The organism is Emergencia sp. 1XD21-10, from assembly GCF_009936045.1.
Classification (GTDB): domain Bacteria; phylum Bacillota; class Clostridia; order Peptostreptococcales; family Anaerovoracaceae; genus Senimuribacter; species Senimuribacter intestinalis.
The window spans coordinates 105023-124578 of sequence record NZ_QWEQ01000013.1 but is presented as its reverse complement, the minus strand read 5'-3'; the positions used below and the strand labels follow the sequence as shown (position 1 = coordinate 124578).

Here is a 19556-nt window from a genome sequence, read left to right as displayed (position 1 = left end):
TCCTATTACATGCCATTACTGGTCATCTTGATTTTCTCATATTTTTCTTTACCGCTGTAAAGGTCTTCCTTATCAATTAAAGCGAATTTATTGGCGTGAATGTTATCCTGATCCGGATAGATTGGATCGATTTCCGCGTCGTAATCATAGACGACCAGGAATTGAGTCGGCGTTTCAGCCCTGATTTCCAATCCGTAATTTCCATAGTGATTTTTTAGCCCGGACTTTTCTAAAGACCCGTCGTCCAAATGGATAAAATAGTTAATTGGATCGGTCAGGACTCCATTGTCATCGCTTCCCCACGGCCAGCAAATCAGCACGTCATCATAAATATCGTTGAGATTGTTGTAAGGCGTCTTGCAAAACTCCTCTTTCTTCCCAGTTTCGATATCCATTTTCCAGATGATATCCTCCCCTTCATTGGCTATATAGAGGTACTGCCCTTTGCTGAACAAATTTCCCAGTTTATCGTTCTTGTGCCTATAAATCTCTTTTTTCTCACCGCTCTCAACATCAAAGAGCATATACACCGATTCTGATGCCAAAAGGGCCTCTCGCATCTTATCGTCATCATCCTTTTCTTCTTCCGTCAATTCGTGATCATACTGCATGTAACTGAGTAGCAGCTGATTTTCGTAACAGCCAACGATTCCACTATCTTGCTCCATATCGCAAATCTTCTCTTCTTTCCAGCTATCTATATCCACTCTGAGCAGTCGTCTACCCTCTGAGGATACGGAAGTAGTGTTTGCGTCCTTTTTCTCGCTTTTTAATTCCTTTGCGATAAAATACAGTCCGTTGTCATCATTGAGAATCGTCTTCTCTATCGTCAACCCCTCCTCAAAGGTATAAACTTTTTCCCGCTGCGTGCCATCAGGTTTCATTCTGTAAAGGACTGCCGGTTCGCACGCCAGTGAATTGTCAATTGGAGATCCGTCAGCGATAGCGCTGTCATCATAGCTGATTGTAGTCGACGTCACTCCATCATTATCATAAGAATGGGTAAATAAATACAAATAATCCTTATAATAAAACAGCGAGTTTTCCATTCCCACATTGTCTCCGCCGATATAGGAAGTACATTCCTGCGTATCGTGCTTGCAGCCGGGACTGTTGCAAAGGTATACCTCCTGCTTGCTCTCATAGTCGATGTACATCAGGTTGGTGCCTTCTCCATTGATGTAGTAATAGCCGTGGTCTGCCTCGCAGTCATTGTAAATAGATTCTGACGTTAAAAGAGATAATTCTCCCCTGATTTCGCTGTCAGCATTTCCCTTTTCTCCTACGCCTCCAGTTCCTCCGCCGCTTTTACAGCCTGTCAGCGTTCCCACCGTACCTGCTGCAAGTACTGCGCAAAGCAATGTCAAAAACAGTTTTTTCCTCATAAAAAACCTCCTCATATTTTCATCTTCTGAGGAGATTTTAATAAGAAAAAGTCAAAATTCCGTCAAGGTTTTCCTTCTTTTTATTCTTTTTTCGCGAGAATTGTTATTTCAACCTGTCCCCCGCCTTCCGGACGATTAGAAATCTTCAGCGCGCCGCCGTGCTTTTCGCAGAGAATTCGGCAAATAATCAGTCCCATTCCCATGTGAGCGCCCTCCTGATTTACCGCCAGATTATATCGATTTTTCACTTTCAACACCTCCGATGAGAACCCAGGCCCATCGTCAGAGACAGAAATCCGCAGCATTTCATCGTAAAACGCCGCATGAATCCAGATTTTTTCTTTCGCGAATCGCAATGCGTTGGTAACAATGTTTTCTAAAATACGGTAAAGAATCTGGCTATCCACCATGATAGAGCATGGTTCTATGGAAATCTCAGTTTCTACAGAAAGCCATTTTTGGTCCACCATATTGGCAAAATCCTCCGTCATGTCAGAAAGTAAATCCGGAAGTCTACAGGGTCTTTTTTGTATTTCCAAATCCTCAAGACGCTGAATATCACAGATTGATTCGGTATAGCGGCTGAGCCTCTTTGCGGCGGCGGAAAGATTCGCAAGCGTATGTCCAAGCTTCTCAGAAGATAGACTGCCGGTCTGGGCTTTCTCCTGCAAATATTCCGTATACCCTTCGATAATTGCAATCGGGTTTCGCAAATCGTGGGCAAGAGACGCCTGCAGCACTCTCCGTTCCTCCAGCATGTGCCACAAAACCCTGTTGTTTTCATACATAGCTTTCCGCATGGCTTCAAAGGAATCACAGAGCCTGCCCATCTCATCTCGGCTTTCATAGTACACCTCAAAATCCAAATTCTCCTCTGCGATATTTTCTGTCGCTTCTGTCAAAATCTTAATAGGCGGATCTAGCTTCTTCCGATAAAACCAAAGGGCGGAAATCAGCGTTCCGGCAATAGAATACAGCGCGGGCAACAATACCTTGCAGGTGGAGAGCCCAGAATACGCTACTTTCCTTTTCGGTGACAAAGAGTCATAACTTCGTTCAATTTTCTCGATGGAATAAGTAGTCACTTCTCTTCCGATTTGAACCAAAATCGCGTCAAGCTGTTCCTCTAAGGTTGGCGCTTTCACTTTTTCACCAAATTCCAACCGTAGTTTCTGTTCTTTCTGATTCCCGCTTTCATCGACAGTCAATATATGAAGATAGGCTGCGTTAGCGTCCGGCAAAATGGCCTTCTGCAGCCTACCACAACCCCATATTGTTACAACGGACAGACTGGCAATAACTGCAACTGCTATCAGCATGGTACTGATAAAGGTATGCTTCAAAGATTTTTCTTTCCTCATTTATTCCACCTGTAACCCATTCCCCAAATGGTTTCTATATACTCTTTCCCTGTCGCTTTCACAAGCTTAGCCCTGATTTTGCGAATGTGTTCCTTTACCACTGCGCTGTCACCCTCTGCTGCAAATCCCCATACTTCCTCATAAATTCTTTCCCTGTCAAAAATTTGTCCAGCATTTTCAAGCAAAAATCCTATAATTAAGAATTCCCTTTTAGAAAGAGGAATTTCTTTCCCCATATAGGTTGCTTTCTGCCCTGTCAAGTCTACCATCAGGTTTTGTGACGTCAAAAGAGAAATTTTCTTTGTTCCTCTGGCATCCCTGCGCAAATGTGCCTCCACCCGTGCCGTTAGTTCTGCCAAACTAAATGGCTTTGTAATATAATCATCCCCACCAATAGAAAGCCCATTGACCTTGTCCTGCTCTGTAATTCGTGCGGTCAGAAACAAAATCGGACAACATACCAGACCTCTGACCTGTTTACAGAACTCCAGTCCGTCGATGCCTGGCATGTTAATATCAAGTAGAATTAAATCCGGTTTTACAGAAAGCTGTGCAAGCGCCTCGTCCCCGTTTAGCGCCGTGTAAACCAGATATCCCTTTTCCCGAAAATGATTCGCAAGAAGCTCTGTCAGGCTTCTTTCATCATCTACCACTAAAAGCTTTCGTGTCATGGCTGTCATTGCTCTCTTCCTTTCCTACTCTTTTCTTTAATTTTACCAAAGAAAAGTCAAGATTTTGTCAAGAAAAAGAAAAAAATACGGTCTGCCATATAATTTCTTTGGCAGACCACACTTACTCATCTTTATTCTGTTTTAGTCATCCCAGTCGTCATCGTCCCAGTCATCATCGTCATCCCAATCATCATCCCAATCGTCATCATCATCAATGCGTTCCTTATCCCAGTCAATAATCACCCCTGAGGAAGCGTTAATTTCAAATTCATACTCATAATTACCCAAAACTGCTTCGCCTTCATAGATATAGATTCCATCGTCCCTTTCCAGCTTCAGTTCTGTGATGGTTGCACCCGGAATCTTTGCAAGAACGATAGCTTTCGCTTTTTCGAAAGAAATTTTTCCACTTTCATTTCCGCCGGAAGTACTGCTTCCCTGAGAATTTCCATTGCTGGAGTTTTGATTATTGTTTCCACCATTTCCGTTATTGGTGCTTCCGTTATTCGTATCATCACTCCAATCATCTTTGTCATCGTAGTTAAGGTAAGCGTCATGCTCATTCTCTAAGGTAACTTTTCCGGTCTTAGCGTCCACGATATAGTCGTATTCGATACCGTCCTTTACCAGCTCAACCTCGTAATAATAGGTTCCGTTCTTTTTGTCTAGGTCAATATCCTTGATAAAACCACCGCCAGCAGCTTGCAACACAGCCTTTTCAACTTCGCCGTAGGAAAGGAACTCTCCGCTCTGACTATCGTCTTTGTCATCAGTAGGAATGGTCACTGCTGTGCCGTATTTTACAGTACTTTCCAAAATAACGCCCTTCACCGGATGCACTTCAGCATCACCATAAAAGTCATTAGACTTAAAATCCGCCTGATATTCATACAGTCCATTGTCTTTCTTTAAGGTTACACTGACGCTGGTAACGCCGGCAAATTTTTCTTTAATAATCTTTTCCACATCGGCTTCCTTCAGCTCTACCTTCTCGCTACCCATGTCGTCATCCAGCTGACTTTCCACCTTTTTCACTTTTTTCGTGTTCTTGCTGACTTCTACCTCAAAGCTTTCGCTGTTGCTGTCATCGCGGAACATAACCTCGTATTTGTTCTGTTCCTCCTCGCTGGTCACAAAAGTTGCTGTTTCCGGCACGTAGCCTTTGGCAATTTCCTTCGCTTCATCTAAGGTCAGCGCCTGTGTAAAAGATGTCGATACAACGATAGCGGCAATCACGACTACAGCAACAATTGCTGCTGCAATGCCGGTTTTTTTGTTCACAAATTTATCCATACTATACCTCCATAAGAATTTTTCCCTTAGGTTTATTCTCCCGATTATGTGGATAGAATACACCCGAAAAATGAAAGGAAAATGAAATTTTTTCGAGTTTGGGAAAAATTTATAAAAGCGGTGTCATATACAGCGGTAAGAATAAAATCCCATTTTCTTCCTTTAAATCTCCTCCATGTAATACATAAGCCACATGCAGCTATTCTTTATATTTATTCTTGAATTTCTGTAAAGAAACCAAAGTATAATTTTTACCTGATTTCACCTCTATTGGTGAAATATTATGTCTTGTGCTAATTTTGCTTTTTGCAATCAGAAAATCAATTTTCATACGAGATGCCGCATCTTCTCTGGAAGAATTTGTGTAAAAATAAAGCTTATGCCCGCTTGCCGCAAGCATCTGCGCTACGATGTTTTCTACAATCATGCCTTTGTTTACTTCCAGTTTATCAAATAAAAGTTTCTTATAAATTTCCTCACTTACTATGCCGTTTTCATCAAAAGCATGGCTGATTAGAAGCCCTGTATCTGCCATATAACATTTCAGACGCAGACCAATATTGGGTTCCGTGGAATTATAGCATATGTTTACAATCATTGCGTCATTTAGCCAGAACAAAGCATCCTCATACTCCCGATAGCGAGCTTCTTTTTTTAAGGAGGGTAATTTAAATTTCTTATCATGTTTTTGCAGCTGTGCAGGAATATCGTCAAAAATTTGTGCAACTTTCATTTCATAGCCCGCCGCATGCTTCATAATGTCAGCACGATATAGCTCCAATATATCGCGCTTTATTCGATCAACTCTGTCGAAATCGCGTCCTTGCACATAAGCTGCTACCGCCTGAGGCATTCCACCAACAATAAGATACTGCCTGAAGTAATCCATTGCCTTCCGATGAAATGCCTGACCCACAGGTTTCTTCTCATTAAAACGATTTCTTATATAATCCATTATCGTTTCATTCCCCAACGCCCATAAAAATTCTTCAAAATCAAAAGGAAACATTTTCATATGGCGTTCTTCAGAAGGTATTAAAATATCCTGCACATTTTTCTTAATTGTCATCAAGGCGCCTGTTTCAATATAATCATAACGACTGTCTGCGACAAGATATTTAATCTCTTTGCTGACGTGGTTAAAGTCAATCAAAATATAGCTTTTGTATTCTGCCTTAGCAAATGCCTCTGCAATGTAACTTTTGCCAACGCGGCGTGCACCATCAATTAGCAAAGCAGTCTGTCCCTTATCAGTTTCTTTCCACTCTAAAATCTTGTTATATAGCTTCCTTTTCATGTCCTCATCTCCTTTATTTCACGAATTCAAGATTTTTTGGTTCTTTTATGGATTCTTGAAAAAAACTTGTATTTTTTCACAGATAAAATATAATAAAAGTGTAATTCTAGTGTAACTGATTTGGAGAAAACTATTATGAAATTACTTATTGTAGAAGATGAGAAAAGACTTTGCCAGACGGTCGCCAAACACCTGAAGGCAGAGGGTTATGCGGTGGATTTTTGCCATGACGGAAAAGACGCTTTCGACTATATGGCAGGAACCGAATACGACGCAGTCATTTTGGACATCATGCTGCCCGGACTTGATGGCATTTCAGTACTAAAAACCATGCGAAGCCAAAAGGTAAAAACGCCGGTGCTTTTGCTCACTGCAAAAAATACCATTGAAGATAAAGTAAAAGGTCTTGACAGTGGCGCAGACGATTACCTGACTAAACCTTTTTCGCTGGAAGAGCTTTCCGCAAGAATTCGTGTCATGATACGCAGAAGCGGAATCGAAAGGGTAGACAGTCAGATTTCCGCAGGTCCTCTGACCCTGGATACAGACAGAAAGGTTGCGCTGCGTGAAGGAAAAGAAATTCCCCTCACTGCAAAAGAATACGCCATTTTAGAATATCTCATGCACAACAAAGGCATTGTCCTTTCCAGAGACAAAATGATGAACCACATCTGGAACTACGACTACGAGGGCAGCAGCAACATCATCGATGTGTACATTCGCACTTTGCGAAACAAGATTGACGCTGACTTTGAGGTGAAGTTGATTCAGACCGTTCGCGGTCTTGGCTATGTAATAAAGGACGAAACATAAATGATAAGGATGAAAAACAGTTCCATCAAAAAACGGGTTACGCTGTACTACTCTCTCGTCCTGATTCTCATTACGTTGCTCCTGACAGGTGTATTTCTTCTCACCGCCAGCAGGCAGGTGACACTAGTTTCCAAGGACACCCTTATGGGCGCTGTACAAAACTCCTTTGATGACATCGAATGCAAAGACAATATTATTCAGGTCGACAACGATTTTGACGCTTACACCAAAGGCGTCACTCTGCTCATTTACAGTGAAGGCGGCACTCTAATAAAGGGTTCCACGCCGCGGGATTTTCCTTCCTATATGCCACTGCAAAACGGTGATTATCAGGAATTTGATTCCGGCGAGGATATCTGGCTAATTTATGATTTATATAATACTTTCGAAAATGGACAGGGCATTTGGGTCAGAGGCATTTATGCCATGGACGGCACCCTGCAAACTTTGCGTACAATTATTTATGTCACTTTGGTTGCACTTCCGCTGCTGCTTCTTGCAGCTATTTTAGCAGGGCGCAGAATTACCAATCGAGCCTTTGTTCCTGTTGCGAAAATTACCGCCGCCGCAAACACCATCGGCACTGGACAGGATCTGTCCAAACGGCTTCCGCAGGGCGAGGTGAAAGACGAGCTTTACGATTTATCACAGACTTTAAACGACATGATGGAGCGGCTGGAAAACGCCTTTCTGGCTGAGAAAGAATTTTCTTCCGACGTTTCTCATGAACTGAAAACACCGATTTCCGTTATTTTGACGGAGTGTGAATACACCTTGCAGCAAAATCGCAGTGCAGCGGAATACCAAGAATCCCTCGAAACGATTCAGAAGCAGTGTAAGCGCACCATGTCGCTGATTCAGCAGCTTTTGCAGATTTCCCGCACGATTAATCGCGCAGACGCTATCGAACAGGAAACCTTTGACCTGTCTATTCTTTGCGAAAGCATTGTCAGCGAGCTTTCTCTGATGGCAGAAGAAAAAGGAACTACCCTGCAGTGTGACATTGCTCCGGAAATTTCTATTTATGCCGATGAGACGCTACTCATGCGCATGATTATGAACCTGATTACCAACAGCATCAAATATCGCAGAGAACAAGTGGATTCCTATGTAAAGCTGACCTTGCGCCGCAGCGACAACATCGTAATTACAGTGGAAGACAATGGAATCGGAATCAAAAAAGAAGACCTGCCGAATATTTTCAACAGGTTTTATAAAGTCGATAAAGCCAGAACTGCAGACGACGGCAGTTTTGGACTGGGTCTTTCTATGGTAAAATGGATTGCTGAAACCCACGGCGGCAGCGTCAGTGCGGAGAGTAAGTTCGGCTATGGCAGCAAGTTTACAGTTGTGCTGCCCCTCGGAAGTTCTGTTACTGAGAGGGTCCTCTAAGATCGGCAAAGTTTGTTGATTTAGCAAAATATTTGCTATTTTACAAACAAATTGCCGATTTTAACAAACTCCAAACGCTATCGCTCTTGTGCAAATCTTTTTAAATAGTGATTTTTTGTAAAGCGTCTCCAAGTTCAGGGATATCTTTTATTAATGTTTCCCAAACAATTTCAAAGTTAATATTGTCATAGTCATGTGCGTGAAGATTACGCATTGCCTTGATTGCATACCAAGGGATTTCTGAATGCTTTTCCAAAAACTCTTCACTTAAACGCGAACCAAGTTCTCCAATTTGGATAATGCACATATTACAAGAATATTGATATGAGATGTCAGTTTGATATAACTCAAAATTTCTCTCATATTTATTCATTAATGCTTCAATATCCTTACAATAACTAAGCATTTTACGAATAGTTATGACATCATCCATTGGATCTCTTTTCATATAGAAAAATCTCCTCTCCCATAATTCTATTTAAAAAATCCTTATCCTTAATACATGTCGTAACTACATCAACATGACAATTCAAGGTGTCTTCCAACTCATGCACAAATGAAAAATATTGGATTAATCCTTGTAAATCCCCTTTATCTATAAGCAAATCTACATCGCTATCATCGTCCGCTTCCCCTCTTGCATAGGAGCCAAATAAACTCATGCTCTTAATGCCGTATGACTCAGCAACAGGTATGATCTTTTCTTTTATGAATTCTACCGTATACATGAAATCACTCCTTTTTATTTACTATAGCATATTTTCAGTATTTAATGCAACTCTGTCTTTTCAATACAACCACAACGATTGCAATATACACGCTACCCAGCAGCGAGCTAATCAGCCGCACCGCACCGGCGAACTTAAAGACAGACGAAATCAACAGCAGTCATACTGATTACGATTTAAAAAAAAACGACCAAACTAAATACGTCCAATAAGGTTATAAGTAGAATAATCCCCAAAAGAACAAGTAAAAAATCCCTGTAAGTGTTTTTCAAATCTCTAAAAAACATGGTCCTCTCCTTTCAACAAAATACTATAATTGATTATCCTGTTATCCTCGTAATCTTCCAGCAGGTCAGCAAGACAAGCTTTCCGGGATTTCTTAATGGAAAGACTTTCAATCAACGTAGTTAACGGATAGTTGTATAAAATACAACTATCATAATCAAGAGACTGCAAAATACCAACAAGATCTAAAAATTATTTTTAATCCTTATTAAAAAATTCATCATAAAGTTTCCCCAAACAAAAAACCGAAGGTAATAAGAAACAAAAAATCCCGAAGATATTTGCCTCACCCCTGAATAATGCTGCATCTATCCACATTCCAAAAAAACCTAGAAAGAATGAAACTGGAATAATTACATATCTCATATAATCTTCCTTCCTCAAAAATCTTATTAGAAGTATTTATTTTTTTCCATGAAATTCAAAACATTTCATATCTATGTCACCTTTAACAGTTCCTGTTTCGACTATATAATCCCGAGAAAATGCAAGTCCCTCCCTTGGTTCACCGTGTAAATAGATGCTCCCTGCAAAGACCCGGTACAATATCCTCTGCCCGCTTTTTGAAATTCAACTTCTATATCAGCTTTATTATATAGGTCACCATGCACCACATATTCTAGCTTTCTTTCACTGCGAATCCAAAGGCTTATTGATCCCAAAAAAGCTTGGTCTTCATCATCAGGATTTTCAATCCATACAGATTCTATAGATTTAAGCTTCCAATCATCACTCTCTTTAAATGAGTCAACGTCATAATCCTAAATAAAACCACACTGCTACAACAGGCACTACAAGAAGCAGACTGCTTAAAAACAATACTGTACTGTCATGTGTGCATTTCCTAGATAAGTAAAACAGGAACTGCCCGACCAAAATGGCTATCACACCTTTTAACAAATAGATTAAAGTTACATAAACTCCCAACGACATCTGCCATTTTATTTGAGAGAAAAGAAGCAAACTTTGCACACTGTACTGGCTTCCAGACATTTCATAGTAATTTAAAATCTGCATCGGTCTCCATACAAAAGTAATTGCTGCAGCAACAAGAGAATACATTGTACACAAAATGGTTTTTATGTGATTGATGCCTTTAATTCCCTTTGCAGACGGTAAAATCAAGAGTTCTACAGAAGACGTTTTTTCTATAGTTCCAAGAGATGACAATGCCAAAATCATTATCAAAAAAAGCTTTGCAAAGTCGAGGAGTTCTTCTCGCCTTCCTTCCGAACCTAACAATTTATTCCATCCCGTATCATACAGATAGGCCACATTTAATCCATTTTTCCTCTGTTCTTCCACATATTGGTACTGAGTTTTCGCTCTATCAAACCCAATTTGTTCCGCCTGTCTGGGTGTCAACTTCTTAATGTAATAGTCCAATACAGTAGCACTAATTAGACCTTGCTGATATCGCTGATATTGCTTTTCAAGTTCTTCATCTAAACTCCTGAAATATTCTTCCTTCCGTTCTATCCAATCAGCTTTCTCCTTTGATAATTCTCCTGCTAGAACCTGCGAATATCTTTGGTAGTAGGCTTCTTCTTGGTCAGAGAAAAAATAATTTTCATAATAAAATAATGCCTGTATAACGAGTAGCGCTAAGAGAAGAAACAACCCCTTCTGCATAAATAACATTTTTTTACATTCTATGCTAAACAAATTTACAGAAATTCTAGTTCCACATGCTTTCATTCGAAATTTTTTCAACCATCTACTCTTTTTGGCTTCTGAAGAAGCTTCTGATATAAACAGTTTTATTGACCAAGTCAAAGAAATTATAATTGACAAAATACTTGTAACCAGTCCCGCCATTACAGCAGAAACCGGTATTCCTAAAAAGTTAAAATTCGTATAATCATTAAAAAAATGTGAAGTATCTAAAATGGCCGCTAAATTAAAATGCTTAACAGGACTGAGCCATGCATAGTCTTTTACGGTTAGCCAAAGCAACAGTTCTACACTAAGGGTTAAAATACTGCACAATATAGCATAAACATGATTACGGCAATAAATACAAAAAAGGAAAAATATACTGTTAATTGCAGTAACAGCAAGCCATTTACACAAAAGGAACAACCAAAAATATGTTCGGATATTGATTGCAAAAGGACTTGCCAAATATCCTTCTAAAGATTGAATTGCCGCATCTCCTTTCCCTAGTGAATTTATTACCGCAGCTAGAAAATAATTTGTACCATAAAACAAAATAGTAAGAATCAGTGCTCCTAAAACAAATGTCACATACTTAGCAAAAATCAGTCTGCCCTTTCCATTTAGAGTGGGCTTAAGCAAATGCAATAGACCTTCTGCTCTTTCCTGTAGCATAAGCTGAATCAACAGTGCTAAAACAGAAAAGAGAAGAAGACAATCTGTCATACGATAATCCGTCACATAACGTAATCCTGTCGGATAATCAGGTTCCAACTCAATTCCGTGAAGCCGACTATATGCGTTTTTAGTTTTTTCCAAGTTTTTTCTATTGAAGTAACTTGTATTAAAAATAGCAGTATTCTGCATATCTTCTGCTTGCAATTCAATGCTTAAGAGAAATGCTTCATAAGACTCATTTTTATTTTCACTTCTATTTTCTGTCCAACTATCTTCCTGGAAAGTTTCTTTTTTTTCAAAGTCACCTGTAATCTGTTCTAAAACTAATATTCCATTTAAAATAAAAATCAGTGGTAGAAAAATAAAAAGAAATCTCCATTGGAAGAGTTTTTTCCATTCAAATTTTATCAGATTCCCCACTCTCAAAATCCTCCAAAATAATAGAGATACACATCTTCCAGCGATGGTCTTACTTCTCTACAGTTCCATACCGAATCAGGCTTTTTTGTAATCACTCTAGCAATAATCTTTTGATCCATCTGTGAAACACCCGCAATACACCATGTAGCCGGTAAATCCTTATACTGTGCTTCCGTCAGCTCAGTTTCATACACCAGACCATACAATTGGCTTAAAATTTTTTCCTTACAATCTTTCTTAAGAATTTCACCTTCCCCCATAAGAATCAACTCTTTTGCGATAAATTCTACATCTGAAACTACATGGGTAGCGATAAGAACGATTTTATTAACAGCAATGCGAGAAATCAGATTACGTACCCCAATTCTTTGTTTCGGATCCAGTCCTGCAGTCGGCTCATCTAGGATGAGGATATCCGGATTGCTTAAAATTGCCTGTGCAATTAAAAGTCGCTGCTTCATACCTCCAGAAAGAGTTTTTATTCTACTTCCCATATGTTCCGAGAGATCAACTAATTTCAAAATTTCCGGTATCTGTCGTTTGGCTTCTTTTTTTTCCATACCCTTTAAAGCTGCCATATAACTCAAAAACTCTCCCACACGAAATGCCGGATACAATGCTTGCTGTTGTGGCATATAACCAAGCTTTCTTCTATAATCTTGATCTATTTCATTCACATTTTCTCCATTGAAATATATGGTTCCCCTATCGGCTTTTAAATTTCCTGTCAATATACCAATCAATGTTGATTTACCTGCTCCATTGGGTCCTAAAAGGCCGTAAATTCCTGGCGTCATGGAAAAAGAAACATTTTTCAACGCCTCTTTCTTCCCATAACACTTATGTAAATCCTTTATCTCAAGTTGCATAAATCCTCCCTAGAAATACTCATCCATTGTTTCAATGCGGATAGATTTTTCAAAATTCCCTTTATAATAATCATCTTTATCAAGCATATACATAGACTTCTTTGTTTCATCTGCCGTGTAATAGATGAAACAATTTTTCATTTCCCCTACAATCCGATATGGTACATTCCGAACTGTCTCATACATCTGTTCTTCCTGTTCTGTTTCAAAACAATAATAGTAATAGACGGCCTTTCCGTTTGGCTTTCTTCTTAGAAATAGAAGTTTATCATGGTCAACAATACTGCTACAATCTAATCCTCCGGCATCAAAAACATAGCCATCATCTATATGAAGAATTTTTTCTTTTGTATTCTTCTGCAAATCCCACCTATAGACTTGTTCTTTAATAATACCGGGATACTCTTCATCCTCAATAACCCCTTCTTCAAGCTTTTCAATCACCAAATCATTCTTATATACACCTATGATATAAAACGGTGGCTTTATGGCTGTTGTTTTTCCATTTTCATCCTTGACTTTTTCTAAATCTCCCATTTGCAATACATCTGTTTCTTTTTTATCTATATCAAAAATCAGATACTTATACCAACATGTTACTTCATCAAAATACCAATCACAATATGCCTCATAAGGATTCTCTGCCTTCATAATTTGAACATAATCTGCAAATTCTCCCTGCTCATACCGAGTGTAGAATTCATCTTCTGTAAAACGCTGCTCAGCATGCCCTGTCACCTTGATTATACTGTAATCCTTTGAAACCGCCTCAATAGTGCATTGCACAGGTTCTTCTGTTCTTTCCATAATTTCAATAATTTCACCTGACAGCAAATCCACGGAAATGCATTGCTGGGTCTGAATGATTTCTTCAGAGTTTTCTTTTGGATTATATAACCAGTTCAAAACTGTAATTACCTTATAGTTTGTATAATATGTATATGATAAGTCTAGATTTGCCTCCCAGTTTCCAGGCAAACTGTCTCCACAATCAATTTTTGCAATTACCTTTCGATTATTTCCATCCAAATCCATCTGAATAAATTCATATAAATTTTTTTCCTGCCGCTTGACAAAACAATACAGTTTGCCTCCATATTCAGCAAGTCCTAAAGCCCCATGATACCCGTCATACCAACCACTGCAACTACTATCATTGTGCCTGCAGTTTGCCCTGCTACAAACCACATAATCCTTCTTTGATTCGTAATCAAAAAATAGAAAATGGTTATCTTCGATGTATAATATTCCTGATTCGCCTGCAGAAAACGTTCCAAAATCATTTGCACCCTGTACAACTATATCTGACGGCGTTTCGGAAATTTTTACGGACAAATTGTCGGGTTCACTGCAGGAATAAAGGAAGAAAGTTATTGTATATAAAAATATAATGATTATCTTTTGCTTTCTCATAAATACCTCCCATCTAGTAATCCTTATAAGCCGCCCTTCTCACATACGTGCTATTCAGCTATACGATAATTGAATTGAAATAACAATCTGAATAACCTAGAAATCCTCATTTCTAAGAACTTCTAGGTCACTTTAGTACAAACCTATAACCTTTCCTACCATATAGCAGTAGTCGCCAAATCTTGATTACTTCACCATCCATACTGGCACTTCAAATTTATGAAGCTCCTAGAAATTTTTTTGGCTTACCACTACTCTTTACATTTCGGTATAAAAACTTACAGATCCTCCTTTGTATGAGAATTTATGTGTACTATATCTTGATTTGTGCATAAATTATAAAATTCTTTTCTATTTGTATGGATATTAAATGTATATAATATTTTGTATATTTTATATTATAATTATATTATGTAATTTGTTATAAATTTATGCTGTATTACTTTGAATATTCCAGTGTAGTTTCGTATTTCTTCCCGTTTTCTTCCCACTGTATTAGAACTGTGATTTCTTTGGGTTCGTCTGCGAATGCAATCATTTCACAAAAAACAGGTTCATCTTCATTAACTCTCAGTGCTAATCTCACTTTATTTTTCAACTTTCCATGAAACTCTTCCAATATCTTCATATCAACTATTTTCTCTTCACCGTTATATAAAAGTTCTACATGAAGATTCCTCACATCTCCTTTGCCTTCATAAACCAACATTCCTTCCCATCCACAGTCCTGATATTCTGAAAAAAATACTGCACGCCAATGGCCATCTACTGACTTCAGTTCTACTTTGGGCACAACTCCAATGCAAAGCATTGCAATCACAAGGACTACGGCACAAAGCAAAATCAGTCGTTTTGCAGTTTTCTTGTCCAGATTCATAAAATGTACTCCTTTACTTATGCAAATCTTAAAATTCTATATTCCGTCGCCTCTGTTATAGCTGAAATTGGCTTATCCTTTCTATTTGAAGTATGCCCACAATAATTCCAATTACCTGTTGTTCCGCTTGTTATGATAATGGAATGGTACCAAGATCCATCTTTTTTTAATTGTACAATGTCTCCTTTCTTAGCTTTTGACTGGAGCTGTGATTTGGAAAGTCCTGTAGTAACCAACCCTCCTCGAGTTTTCCAATATGTAAAAAAGTCTCCGGCATTTACACACTGCATACCTGTGATACGGTGAAATTTCTGTCCAATGCATAGAGTACCAATAAGATGTAGTTCCATACATTGATCCCAAATCCTTATAGTTGGATGGTTTAACCATGTTTTTTCCACCTGCCACAAGGCATTGTGAAACAAAGTTTGTGCAGTCTTTTAAATAACTTTCATATGCGGGTGAATTGTAACTTTCCGCCCTTAAAATTATTAGCATCATCCTTTTATAGGTTTTTTCTGAATTTCAAAATGCTTCGCCATTTAAAAGCTTTGTTTTTATAATTAACTATAGCAATTCCTCTTTTATATTGTCATATAATACTCTTGTTTCCAATTCCAAATTTTCTTCTGTTCCCGGTGATAAGATACTTTCCTTCTCATCCATTGGTATTTTACCTGCATTTACAGCTAATGGAATATACCAAGAATCAGAAGTTGAACTACGCAACAACAGTAAATATTCATGATTAGACTGCATTGCCTGATAATTGGCAATATGATAAACAATATTTGACGTTTCGTCATAACCCTGATTTTCCATGACGATTAATTCGTCTCCAATAGAAACATCACCTTTTTTCACAGATTTAACTCGAACCGTGGAAAGAGTATAAACTGCAAGAATATTTCCTGCTCCATCTTTTTGTACTACAGGTTCATCTTCAGAAATTTTTTCGCATACTGCAATAATTTCTGAGTCTGAGACTAAGGCATCTGTATCAGTATAAAAATCTACTTTTGCACTTACATTAACATGCTGGGGTTCCTTTTGTGGCTTCTCTCCAGAAAAAAGGGTAAATGTAGCGCAAATTCCTATAACCAAGAGAAGAAGCATAAGGAGACATATTCTTCTCTTTGCTTTCATAAAATTCTCCTTTCGCTAAAGTGTTATAATTAATTGATTCCTTATTACACGAGAACTTTGCTTTCGTTGCAACAAAAAAGAAATAAGTGGTCGTTTTTTCAATAACTGGTTAAAATTCGGATTTTTTTACAGTTTTTCTGTCTACATTGGGCGAAATGACGGGTTTGTAAAATCAAATGGTCTATCCTTTGAACCTTATTGAATCATATCATATCTTAAAATCCCTTAAAAAATCTCCCCTTTTATACCTCCCTCAAATACAGCGAAAGTCTCCAAATAATATCCGTCCTGCTTTTTTACCAAATAAAGAGGTTTCTGGTTTAATGTCATATTTTGGCTTTCAAAGTCCGTCTGCAGCATGGGGGACATATATCCCAATCCTTCAATATAACCTAAATACGATCCGTTAATGCCCTCTTCAATTTTCCAGCAAGCTTTGACATCATTCCACCCTTCCGGCACTTTAATCTGTTCCAGATTTAAGGCCGAACTGGATGCCACTGCTAAAAGAAACGTTGCTTTTTCCCTTTCGTAATTTGAGAATTCTACCATCAACTTCCCTAATAAGTTCTGCGCAATACTTGGAATCTGCATCTTCCCTTCTTCCACCTCTTTTGTGGAAATAAACGGAACTAAGCTGCTTTCATCAACGGAAGTAATCCAGCCTTTGCCTTTCTTTTCCGCATCGCTTTCAATTCTGACAGGCGTAATACCTTCGATGCTCCAATTCCCTTCCACGCTTCGTTTCAGCGTATAATCAGCTTCCACCTCCATCTCTAGAACCGACTTCTCTTTCGACCAGCCATAGCTGCATTGAAAGCCTCCGCGAATCACATACATATCATCCTTCATCTCAATAAAACGGAATTCCTCCGCCGAATTAATCTCATATGACATTATCGCAAAATTATCCGGAGATGTTTTAAACTTTTCTTCTATCAGGCGATGGGCCGCGTTCATCTCCTCACTGGGAGCCAGTTCATCGGTTTCTAAAAAATCATTTTCGCAGCCAAAAGAAAAGATTAAGCTAATTGTCAATAACATATAAAATATTACTATAATGCTCTTTTTCATTTTGGTATCCTTTTAAGCTACTAAATTCTCTTTAAATTTTTCCCAATCTGCTTTTAACTGTGTTTGGTATGATTCATAAGATAGAGTATTTATATATAGATTTCTTGACACATTATATTTTTTCAAAAAATCATTGTAAACCTTTTCTTCAGTTAATAAAACTCTGTATCCTTCAAAATCATTCTTAATCAGTTCTTCATAAGTCGTTCCGGCCATATTACATGCTGATTTAATCTCCTCCATATTATCAGCCTTTTGGTATATTGCGAATAACTCTTCTAAGTATTGTTCAACTTCCTCATCACCAACAGATAAGTTTTCCTGTTTTGCATATTTTAGTAAAGCCTGATATTCTTTATTCTGTTGAATGATAATTTTCTGTTGGTCCTTATTTTCAATATGAGCCTTTATAAATTTACTCATCTCCTCAATCTCGGATCTTGTCAGCTTATCATTATCTACTACAGTAATCATTTCATTTCCCATTATATCACTATTGGCACTATTTACTGTAACCGTCCCTGATGCCGTACCTAAACTATTAAATTTTAAAGTTTTTTTTGTTCCCCCGCTTACAGATTTCGGAACTCTTACTGAATAGGTGAATGTTCCATATGAATTTCCACCTGATTTCATTATTTTAACTGACGTTTTACTTCCGTTAGCTTGCGTAGAAATCCAATTAGGATCACTCCACATACTTGGATGATAAGTGACAGTACAAGTTTTAGCACTTGCATTTATTGGATATACTTTTAGTGCTCCAATACTGCAGGTTATATCATTTGTTACTTCGGGTGCATTAATACTCTTCGCAATTAACCACCATTCTTCTTTATTGTATGTTCTTGACTGCGTATCACTTGATCCATAAGAAAAATCTGCTCCTGCATTGATTGTTACTCCCACACTTGAAACAATTGGCGGATTCATTTCTTGACCAAGCATAAATACATGGTTATTTTCATACTTATAATGCACTGTTCCTGATGCAGCATATGAACTAACTGTTGACCCTAAAACTAAAAAGAAAGCCATAACTAATATTATTCCTTTTCTTAGACTCTTCATAATTTTTTCCTTTCAATTAAGTTATCTTTATAGCTTGACTTTGACTTCCCTGTAAATCAGAATAAACTTGGAGTTTTTCTTAATATATATTTTGTGGCACTACCACATCATACTTTTGAAAAGCTCTTTTTTTATTCTAAAGAACAATCTTTCAACTCTAACTTTTCTCTTTTCCCAAATCCCCATTTTGAAGTCTCATTTTCATTTTCCACTCTCATAAACATCATCTTTTATTTTGCATTCCTTTCAAAAACCAGGGATTACAGCTCTGCTCTCCCTGGTTTTGGTTTTTAGGATATATAACCTTATGAATCTTTATATCCTTTAATCATCAAGACGATTCCCACAATCAGGAATATCCATGAGCACACATAGGTGAACATCCAGCCTGACTGGGTAATTGAAGTCATGATCCCACCTTCAATAAATCCTCCATACGAATTGTTAATAATGATAACAATAGTAGAATGCCATATTCCGCCTAGAAGAGTCAGAAATCCTCCGATGATTATCTTTTTCATGATATCCTCCTATTTTTTAATTAACATTAACCAGACAATATGAACCGTGATCAATTGTTTTTACAGTGTATGTATTTGTACTAACGACTTTACTAGTTGTCATTGAGCGCTTCTCTCTAATGCCTGTTTCTACCCTATAGTATACCTTATACCCCATATACGCCTTTCGGTTTCCGCCGACGTGTAATGTGTATCCAATAGCACTCGAAATTGATGTTGAACCGGAAAAGGTTAATCCTTTTGCGCTAGATCCAATTTGAGCAGTAAAAGTTACACTTTTATTCGAAGTGATACTACCACCCGCAGGACCTGTTTCTAAATCATCAGATATCCTTTTGACGGTACTCCATTCATAAGTTACTACTGGATTTTTCTTGGTATAATAATACCCATTAAATCCTCCATCTTGCGGTTCAACATATGAATAAGTGTTTCCATATCCTTGTGGTAAATTTCCTACATTCTCTGCAGCAAAAGAAGTACATGGCAGTAAACTTACAATTACTGCTATACAAAGTACAATCATAATTCTTTTAAATGATGTTACTTTTATAATTTTCCTCCTTAAATAATTTATAATAAATAGTTAAATATAAGTTATATTAT

At 38.0% G+C, this 19556-nt stretch carries 21 protein-coding genes; 2 read left to right on the top strand and 19 right to left on the bottom strand.

Annotated elements, in window-relative coordinates; translation table 11 throughout:
• Positions 1–5 precede the first annotated feature (5 nt).
• The 5 genes from D1151_RS10030 to D1151_RS10010 all read right to left on the bottom strand — a co-directional run bounded on the left by D1151_RS10030 (position 6) and on the right by D1151_RS10010 (position 6007).
• Positions 6–1385 carry a hypothetical protein gene (locus tag D1151_RS10030; protein WP_161908814.1) on the bottom strand — a complete coding sequence of 460 codons (1380 nt, stop codon included), beginning with the start codon at positions 1383–1385 and terminating at the stop codon, positions 6–8.
• 80 nt (positions 1386–1465) lie between these two features.
• A complete protein-coding gene (locus tag D1151_RS10025) occupies positions 1466–2746 on the bottom strand; it encodes a HAMP domain-containing sensor histidine kinase (RefSeq protein ID WP_161908813.1) in 1281 nt (426 codons plus the stop codon).
• Positions 2743–3426, bottom strand: coding sequence for a response regulator transcription factor (locus D1151_RS10020; protein WP_330588324.1), 684 nt, complete (start codon positions 3424–3426; stop codon positions 2743–2745). Before D1151_RS10020 ends, D1151_RS10025 begins: the two co-directional genes overlap by 4 nt.
• Positions 3427–3558: 132 nt before the next feature.
• A complete protein-coding gene (locus D1151_RS10015) occupies positions 3559–4710 on the bottom strand; it encodes a PepSY domain-containing protein (protein ID WP_161908812.1) in 1152 nt (383 codons plus the stop codon).
• A gap of 199 nt (positions 4711–4909) precedes the next feature.
• Positions 4910–6007 carry an ATP-binding protein gene (locus tag D1151_RS10010; RefSeq protein WP_243151197.1) on the bottom strand — a complete coding sequence of 366 codons (1098 nt, stop codon included), beginning with the start codon at positions 6005–6007 and terminating at the stop codon, positions 4910–4912.
• A gap of 135 nt (positions 6008–6142) precedes the next feature.
• Here D1151_RS10010 and D1151_RS10005 point away from each other — a divergent pair, with 135 nt between their 5' ends.
• Positions 6143–6820, top strand: coding sequence for a response regulator transcription factor (locus D1151_RS10005; RefSeq protein WP_160201036.1), 678 nt, complete (start codon positions 6143–6145; stop codon positions 6818–6820).
• A complete protein-coding gene (locus D1151_RS10000) occupies positions 6821–8212 on the top strand; it encodes a HAMP domain-containing sensor histidine kinase (protein WP_161908811.1) in 1392 nt (463 codons plus the stop codon). It begins immediately after the preceding gene.
• A 100-nt stretch (positions 8213–8312) separates the two neighbouring features.
• Here D1151_RS10000 and D1151_RS09995 read toward each other — a convergent pair whose 3' ends face one another.
• From D1151_RS09995 to D1151_RS09935, 14 genes are all read right to left on the bottom strand, one after another.
• Positions 8313–8660, bottom strand: a complete 348-nt coding sequence (locus tag D1151_RS09995) for a DUF86 domain-containing protein (protein ID WP_161908810.1) — start codon at positions 8658–8660, stop codon at positions 8313–8315.
• Positions 8638–8940, bottom strand: a complete 303-nt coding sequence (locus D1151_RS09990) for a nucleotidyltransferase family protein (protein ID WP_161908809.1) — start codon at positions 8938–8940, stop codon at positions 8638–8640. Before D1151_RS09990 ends, D1151_RS09995 begins: the two co-directional genes overlap by 23 nt.
• 483 nt (positions 8941–9423) lie before the next feature.
• The gene (locus tag D1151_RS09985; RefSeq protein ID WP_161908808.1) at positions 9424–9591 is read right to left on the bottom strand and encodes a hypothetical protein; all 168 of its coding nucleotides are present in this window, start codon (positions 9589–9591) and stop codon (positions 9424–9426) included.
• 387 nt (positions 9592–9978) lie between these two features.
• Positions 9979–11979: a hypothetical protein gene (locus tag D1151_RS09980; RefSeq protein ID WP_161908807.1), complete on the bottom strand. Its 2001-nt coding sequence runs from the start codon at positions 11977–11979 to the stop codon at positions 9979–9981.
• Between the two features lie 2 nt (positions 11980–11981).
• Positions 11982–12848, bottom strand: coding sequence for an ABC transporter ATP-binding protein (locus D1151_RS09975; RefSeq protein ID WP_161908806.1), 867 nt, complete (start codon positions 12846–12848; stop codon positions 11982–11984).
• A gap of 9 nt (positions 12849–12857) precedes the next feature.
• Complete coding sequence (locus tag D1151_RS09970) at positions 12858–14261, bottom strand: hypothetical protein (RefSeq protein WP_161908805.1); 1404 nt, start codon at positions 14259–14261, stop codon at positions 12858–12860.
• Positions 14262–14700: 439 nt separating this feature from the next.
• On the bottom strand, positions 14701–15138 hold the full coding sequence (locus tag D1151_RS09965; RefSeq protein ID WP_161908804.1) for a hypothetical protein: 438 nt from the start codon (positions 15136–15138) through the stop codon (positions 14701–14703).
• A 17-nt stretch (positions 15139–15155) separates the two neighbouring features.
• Positions 15156–15428: an amidase domain-containing protein gene (locus D1151_RS17355; RefSeq protein WP_369122403.1), complete on the bottom strand. Its 273-nt coding sequence runs from the start codon at positions 15426–15428 to the stop codon at positions 15156–15158.
• Positions 15328–15636: an amidase domain-containing protein gene (locus D1151_RS17350; RefSeq protein ID WP_161908803.1), complete on the bottom strand. Its 309-nt coding sequence runs from the start codon at positions 15634–15636 to the stop codon at positions 15328–15330. The genes D1151_RS17355 and D1151_RS17350 overlap by 101 nt, the downstream gene beginning before the upstream one ends.
• A gap of 69 nt (positions 15637–15705) precedes the next feature.
• Positions 15706–16284 carry a hypothetical protein gene (locus D1151_RS09955; protein ID WP_161908802.1) on the bottom strand — a complete coding sequence of 193 codons (579 nt, stop codon included), beginning with the start codon at positions 16282–16284 and terminating at the stop codon, positions 15706–15708.
• A 225-nt stretch (positions 16285–16509) separates the two neighbouring features.
• Positions 16510–17358 carry a hypothetical protein gene (locus D1151_RS09950; protein WP_161908801.1) on the bottom strand — a complete coding sequence of 283 codons (849 nt, stop codon included), beginning with the start codon at positions 17356–17358 and terminating at the stop codon, positions 16510–16512.
• A 12-nt stretch (positions 17359–17370) separates the two neighbouring features.
• Entirely contained in the window at positions 17371–18429 is a 1059-nt protein-coding gene (locus tag D1151_RS09945) for a hypothetical protein (protein WP_161908800.1), read from the bottom strand.
• Positions 18430–18734: 305 nt separating this feature from the next.
• The gene (locus D1151_RS09940) at positions 18735–18950 is read right to left on the bottom strand and encodes a hypothetical protein (protein WP_161908799.1); all 216 of its coding nucleotides are present in this window, start codon (positions 18948–18950) and stop codon (positions 18735–18737) included.
• Positions 18951–18966: 16 nt separating this feature from the next.
• Positions 18967–19476, bottom strand: coding sequence for a hypothetical protein (locus D1151_RS09935; RefSeq protein WP_161908798.1), 510 nt, complete (start codon positions 19474–19476; stop codon positions 18967–18969).
• Positions 19477–19556: the final 80 nt, after the last annotated feature.